This is a genomic window from Psychrobacter sp. (assembly GCF_030457785.1).
Classification (GTDB): domain Bacteria; phylum Pseudomonadota; class Gammaproteobacteria; order Pseudomonadales; family Moraxellaceae; genus Psychrobacter.
In genome coordinates this window covers 1-5,073 of the sequence record NZ_JAKDUI010000200.1, presented here as the reverse complement: position 1 = coordinate 5,073, position 5,073 = coordinate 1, and the positions used below count along the sequence as shown (strand labels likewise).

Sequence of the window (5,073 nt, the reverse complement as noted above, 5' to 3'; positions counted from 1 at the left end):
TCTCATTGTTATATAGAGAATATTATGAGTTCAATTTATAAGTCTAAGACGCCTTTATTGTTAGCCAGTTTAATGAGTGCAGCGACTTTCCTGACTGCTTGTCAGATATCCCGCGAGCCAGTACCTGAGCCACGTTATGTGCCAACTATTGTACTAGGTGAGGCACAGACGCTTACCATAATGCCCAATCGTGTTGCCTGTGATTCTGTATTACCTATGCAATGCCTGATAGCTAAATCGAGCGAAGATGGCAGCGTGTTTCAAGTTCCATACGACTGGATTGATGGTTTTACACCAAGTCTTGGCACTGAGTATGTGATTAGTGTGCGCCCTCAAATTGATGAAGGGAAACAAAGCGTGACTGGTCAATGGACGTTGCAAAATATATTGTCACAACGTATGGTAGGCATGCCCTAGTGCGATAATGCTGGCTCTTCAATACAATGATGCGCTTATAGTCTAAACAATCACTCACTAAATAAGTATAAAGATGATATTATGGTAAGTAAGAATACAGGCGATGAGACCAATGATACTGGTAAAGACGTTGATACCGAAGTATCTAACAAACCGAGCGGACAGGGGGCAAATCCTGAGAATACTAAAGGCAAAAACAAAAAAGATAAAATAGAGCAGACGCATAAGCAAGCAAGTGAAGATGAACTGCATCACCCAGATCTTATCGATCCACTTGATGACAAGCGAATCGATATCAAGTCTGAGTTTACTAAAGACTCTCGCCGTCTAAAAAGTGATGATCACGAGTACGAATATGACGCTGTCGTTTTAGGTGCGGGCCCAGCTGGTGAAGCTGCTTCGATGAAGCTGACTAAATCAGGCAAAAGAGTGCTGGTCGTTGACCCTCGTGCCCAAGTAGGTGGTAACTCTACACACGTGGGTACCATTCCGAGTAAAGCGCTGCGCCAATCAGTCTTCAACTTGATTAACTTTCGTCGCGATCCAATGTTCACAAAATCGATGGAGTCTAAACAAGTACCTCTAAACGAAGTCCTCGCCCGAGCCCGTCAAGTGATTCGTCGTCAGGTCAACACGCATACACGTTTTTATGAGCGCAACCGAATTGAAGTGGTTCATGGTTGGGCAAGTTTCGTAGACGAACACACATTGCGTGTTGAAACAGACGACAATGTATTTGAGAGCATCACTTTCAATAAAGCCATTATTACAGTGGGCAGTCGTCCTTACCGTCCAGAAATATTAGACTTTACCCATCCACGTGTTTTTGACTCTGATAAAATCCTGCAAATGGATTATGTCGTCAAGAAAATCATCATTTACGGTGCAGGTGTGATTGGCTGCGAGTATGCGTCTATCTTTACCGGTTTGGGCTATAAAGTTGATTTGATCAACAATCAAAATCAGCTACTGAGTTATTTAGATAGCGAAATTAGTGACGCTATCGCTCATGACTTTAGGCAGTTTGGTGTGCTGATCCGCAGTAATGAAGAGATCGATTATCTTGAAACTCATGATGATTGTGTGGTCTTACACTTAAAAAGTGGCAAGAAAATTAAGTCTGACGCCATTCTTTGGTCAAATGGCCGTTCAGGTAATACAGAAGGCTTAAACCTAGACGCCATTGGTTTAAAAGCAAACAACCGTGGTCAGCTAAAAGTAGATGATACGTATTGCACGGATATCAAAAACGTCTATGCTGCTGGTGATGTTATCGGTTGGCCTTCTCTAGCTTCTGCTGCTTATGATCAGGGACGCTGTGCTGCTGCCTTTATGGTTGGAGACAGTGATGCAGAGCCGGTCTCTAGCGTGCCAACTGGTATTTATACGATTCCTGAAATTTCGTGTATCGGTAAAACAGAGCAAGAGCTGACAGATGAAAAAGTTCCCTATGAAGTGGGTCAAGCCTTCTTTAAACACCTTGCACGCGCACAAATCATTGGTGAACGTTCAGGTGTACTAAAGATCTTGTTCCATCGCGATACGCTAGAAATTTTAGGGATCCATTGTTATGGTAACCACGCATCAGAGATTATCCATATTGGTCAGGCAGTGATGAAGTGTAAGAGCAACAACACGCTCGAATATTTCGTAAATACCACCTTTAACTATCCGACGATGGCTGAAGCATACCGTGTTGCTGCACTGAATGGCTTAAACAGGATCTTTTAAACTGGTTGAGCGATACAGAATAATAAGCTTTATAGAGTAATAACTTCATAGGAAAAGCGCCTGCTAATATTAGTAGGCGCTTTTTTTTGTTGATGGGCTTATGACCCAGTCAATACGGCTACACCCGTACAACAGGTTTGGCGTTTTCGATGGCATCGTAGTTAAATATGGCACCAAACGCAACGATGAAGGCTGAATAATAAAGCCATAGCATAATGACGACGGCTGCTGAAAGAGCGCCAAATTCAGCACTATAGTTATTAAAGTTTTGCACGTAAATCGAAAATAATACAGACAGTAGAATCCATAGGGTGCTGCCGATAGCTGCTCCAGGCATCAAATGCTTCAGCGGTATCGCATCACGATTGGGTGCCAAACGATACAGGCCTACAAAGCTAAAGAATATAATGCCAGCCAGTATGGGCCATCTACTCCAAAGCGCAATAGTCTTAGCGATTTGAGGGAAAGGTAAGTAGGCTGCCACTAAAGGAATAAGCGCAATAGATGAGATTGCTATGATGAGGACTATCACGGTTGCAAAAGTCAAACCCACCGCTCGGAGCGTCTTTTGTACAAAGCCTCGTTCTTCTGTGATGTGAAAGGCTAAGTTGACAAGAATGATAAGCGACTTGACGCCTTTAGAGCCTGCATAAAGCGCTGCTAACGTTGATATAATGAGGCTAAAAGTCAGCCCTGATGTGGTGTTTGAGGCAAGTTCGTTTAAGCGCGAGTTCAGGACGTCATAGACAGTGTCAGGTATCAATGGCTCCAACAGTGAAATCTGTGCTTGCATTTCAGCTGGAGAGAAAACAAGACCGTAAAGTAATACGAATACGGCCATGACTGGAAAAATAGATAAAAAACCAAAAAAACCTACGCTAGCGCAATGTGCCCAAATATTAGAATTGTTTGCTGTACGCCAGGTCTGTAGTAAGTGCTGCAGCCAATTCTGCAATTTATAAGTCAGATTTTTCATAAAAGGGTTATTCACAATGGAGTTAGTAATAGTGTAGTGTTGGTATATAAGTAGTCAAATAATTTAGAGCTGCAGCCATGACAGGACGGTGCCTAGCATTATACCTCTTTCTATTGTGTCTCAAATGAGGCTATGATAGAAGCCCTGTTAGACAATAATTTGAGTCGGTGTAGAGGATATCAACTTATCTTCCGTCTGTTACCGATAAAAACGAGCAAGAATATCAGCAAAAAGGACGTGCAATGACAGGATATATACTGGCTTTAGATCAAGGAACCACATCAAGCCGAGCAATAATATATGACGACCATGCGCGTCCAATTAAAATGGCACAACGCCCCACGACCTTACAGACCCCCAAAGGTGGATTCGTCGAGCAAGACGCGCAGCAGATTTGGCAGACGCAAATCAGCTGTGCGCACGATGTCATCAATCAAGCAGGGCTGCTTGCTACTGATGTCACCAGTATCGCGATTACCAATCAACGTGAGTCTATCGTTGTTTGGGACAAGCAAACAGGCAAACCACTAGCGCCGGCTATTATTTGGCAAGACAGGCGCACGGCAGACTATTGCGCAACGCTTGCAGCCGAGCCAGTGACCCATGGTATCGCCGATGCTGAACATGTTCAAAGAGATATGGAGCAAGAAGTGCGGCGTATCACAGGGCTGCGACTAGATCCTTATTTTAGCGCAAGCAAAATCACATGGTTGCTCGAAAATAACCCCAAACTCAGCGTACGCGCTGATAAAGGTGAGATAGCAGTTGGTACTATTGATAGTTGGCTGATGTATAAGCTAACAGGGGGAGAGCATGTCATGGATGTAAGCAACGCCTCTCGTACCCTATTATTTGATATACACAAGTTGGCATGGTCAGAAACCTTGTGCAATCGCTTTGCGATACCCATGAGCGTACTGCCTAACGTGCTACCGTCCGATGGCGATTTTGGCAAAACAAAAAAAGGATTGTTTGCAAAGCAGATACCCATTCATGCAGTATTGGGTGATCAGCAAGCGGCCCTATTTGGACAAGGATGTCTGGACCCTGGTATGGCTAAAAGCACTTACGGCACTGGCTGTTTTATGCTGATGAATATCGGACAACAGCCTAAATTGAGTGAGCATAAACTGCTAACAACCATAGCATGGCAACGAAAATCAACCACCACTCGCCCAGACATCTCGTCATTTGATCAAATCGTGCAATCTGGAATGCGGATGTTGCAGCCACCCAAAAAGCAGGTCACTTATGCTTTAGAAGGCAGTGTGTTTATGGCAGGCGCCATCGTCCAGTGGTTGCGCGATAATTTAGGTATGATAAAAAACAGTCGTGAAATTGAAGGGCTGGCACGACAAGTAGAGAGCAGTGAAGACGTGGTGCTGTTACCGGCATTTACTGGGCTGGGTGCACCTTATTGGCGTTCTGATATTAGTGCGAGTATTTCGGGTATGAGCCGTGGTACTACCAAGGCTCATATTGCTCGAGCCGCTTTAGAGGCGGTCGCTTATCAAACCTACGACGTTCTGATTGCCATGCAAAAAGACAGCCCACACCCACTGACTGAACTAAGAGTCGATGGCGGTGCCGCCAGTAACGATTTGCTGATGCAGTTTCAAGCAGATTTGTTGGGTGTCCCAGTATTAAGACCACGAGATACCGAGATCACAGCGAAGGGCGCAGCGATAATGGCGGGATTGAAAACAGGGTTATACGATGAGAGTACAGTAAAATCCTCTTGGCAAGTTGATCGCATTTTTGAGCCGAGCATGTCTACTGACGTCCGTGATCAACATCTTACTAAGTGGCAACAAGCGATTAAACGATCGCTCATGAAAATATAAATAATTTTAGCTATTATTTATGCGAGGCAATTTTATTGAGTAGCTATTAACTACTGAGTTGAGAGTTTTTGACTCAAAGAACTTTATTATGAGTATTGGTTACAT

General features: G+C 44.0%; 4 protein-coding genes. 3 read left to right on the top strand and 1 reads right to left on the bottom strand.

Going from position 1 to position 5,073, the window contains the following annotated elements; translation table 11 throughout:
* Both L0J61_RS09205 and sthA read left to right on the top strand, forming a co-directional pair.
* A partial coding sequence (locus L0J61_RS09205; RefSeq protein ID WP_301466150.1) for a DUF4377 domain-containing protein occupies positions 1-417 on the top strand: 417 nt, incomplete at its 5' end.
* 81 nt (positions 418-498) lie between these two features.
* Complete coding sequence (gene sthA / locus L0J61_RS09200; RefSeq protein WP_301466149.1) at positions 499-2,148, top strand: Si-specific NAD(P)(+) transhydrogenase; 1,650 nt, start codon at positions 499-501, stop codon at positions 2,146-2,148.
* A gap of 118 nt (positions 2,149-2,266) precedes the next feature.
* Here the strand turns inward: sthA and L0J61_RS09195 are convergent, their stop codons facing one another.
* On the bottom strand, positions 2,267-3,124 hold the full coding sequence (locus L0J61_RS09195) for a YihY/virulence factor BrkB family protein (RefSeq protein WP_301466148.1): 858 nt from the start codon (positions 3,122-3,124) through the stop codon (positions 2,267-2,269).
* A 242-nt stretch (positions 3,125-3,366) separates the two neighbouring features.
* On the opposite strand from L0J61_RS09195, the gene glpK reads away from it, so the two are divergent.
* On the top strand, positions 3,367-4,968 hold the full coding sequence (gene glpK / locus L0J61_RS09190) for a glycerol kinase GlpK (protein WP_301466147.1): 1,602 nt from the start codon (positions 3,367-3,369) through the stop codon (positions 4,966-4,968).
* The last annotated feature ends 105 nt before the right edge of the window (positions 4,969-5,073 follow it).